We start from the raw sequence: 1,611 nt of genomic DNA, 5'->3' as shown, positions 1-1,611 counted from the left end.
CAAGGCTTGTGTCATGTTCTCGGACGCGATTCGTTGGAAGGAAGAAGTGTACTCAAAACGTGCCTGGCTTTGAAAAGGGGCCAACTACGAATGGGTACATAATCACACGAATCTAAACAGCTACATCCCGAGGAGACACCATGAGTGTGATTGACCCGAACGATGGGAATGAGAACGACAGCGCAGCAGCGGTAACGGCCCACGACACCGCATCTGCTTTCGAGATAGCGCGCACGAGCATGAAGTCAGGTGCCGCAAGAGCTACTCGCGCAATGGCGTCTGTGGGAACCTCACTCGGAACTGCTATCACAACTGCCTCTTCTACCACGCGGCAATTCGGCGCCTCAGCGGCGGATGCCGCAGCCGCCGCTGCGAGAACTGCCGGATCCGCCATCTCTGATATCGGTGTCCTCGCCGGCGATTTGAACGGCGACGGCAAGGTGGATATGGATGACGCGAGGATCGCCGTCAACAAGATAAAGGACGTGGCATCGGCTACAGCGGACGAGGTCGGCAAGCTGGGCAAGAGCGCCATGCAGTCGGATATGGCGAAGGATGCGGCCGCCGGCGCTCTTGTCGGGGCTGCATTGGCTACGGCAATTCGAATTCCGATCGTGAGCACATCGGCGGGTGCGTTAGCCGGTGCGGTATTGGGGGTTTATAAAAATTTGGGCGGCGGCAGGAAGAAGTAGCTTCCAGCGCGACTGATGCGAGACCTACGAGTAGTCTCTGGAAATACCGTGATGTGCGAGCCGCAGCAACCCTATTGGCCCGTCCAAAAATGATCTTATGCGACGAGACAAGCTCGCTCACGTCCAATTCCCCCCAGCGCAGCCAAGTAAACCACTTGGGCGCCAGCGGGCGGAACTCGACCGCGCCGCACGCAAGCATGCCGCTGCGACGGTAGCCGTGCCGAACTAACAGCGCCTCAACCTCTGCGAAGAATTAACCGCGCGAGCGCCTGGTGATAATGATCAGGCGCGCCGGCATCCAACGGCTCGCGCGCACTGCCAGATCTGCCCCTAGCGAGCCCAAGAAATAACCGAACAGATGTGTAGAGTTTCCGTCCCAACGGCCAATTCTATGCCCAGTAATAGACCTGTTCGCGCGGACGAACACGGCGTCCCGTAGAACGACCTTCAATCCGTCTTTACCGGCAAGATGCGCTGTTTTCAGTAGTCGCCGCCAAGGCGATTGTGCATTGCACTCGCACTCCGACGCTTTCACCCAGCATTAGGACCGAACCCCGGACATTTTTGTTTTTGTTGGTATTTTTGTTGGTACTTGTTCTGATTTACCTGCCTTCCTCATATTCAGGTGTGATTCCGGTCCCGCAATCGAACAACTAAAGAAGTCCAATAACGAACATTTCCCGCGCCTCTCGTTCTGAGTAGCGCGGGTTTTTTGTTTAGAGAGCACTATTTGGGTCCATTGCTATCCAGTCGTTTTGCGTCCATACTTTCAGCCATGGATGCACTCACCTCCGAGCATGCGGAATGTGTCAATCACTTTGAGACAATGAATTTGATGAGTTTAGTGTCTAATTCTCTGGATTCTCCCCGCTCTCGGCCTCCGGTTTTGGCATGTTAATGCCCGCTACGGTTGGCAATG

General features: G+C 55.4%; 1 protein-coding gene. It reads left to right on the top strand.

Annotation, left to right across the window (positions count from 1 at the left end):
* Window positions 1-140 precede the first annotated feature (140 nt).
* On the top strand, window positions 141-692 hold the full coding sequence (locus ACP7DD_RS26470) for a hypothetical protein (protein ID WP_426178371.1): 552 nt from the start codon (window positions 141-143) through the stop codon (window positions 690-692).
* The last annotated feature ends 919 nt before the right edge of the window (window positions 693-1,611 follow it).

Source organism: Massilia sp. TWR1-2-2 (genome assembly GCF_049897565.1).
In the GTDB taxonomy this organism is placed as follows: Bacteria; Pseudomonadota; Gammaproteobacteria; order Burkholderiales; family Burkholderiaceae_D; genus JAFCUW01.
Note: the sequence above shows the minus strand (reverse complement) of the source record. Positions and strands in the feature narration are given on the sequence as shown.

Excerpts from the sequence above, each read along its gene's own strand:
- ACP7DD_RS26470 (WP_426178371.1), top strand. The coding sequence starts at position 141 with ATGAGTGTGATTGACCCGAACGATGGGAATGAGAACGACAGCGCAGCA.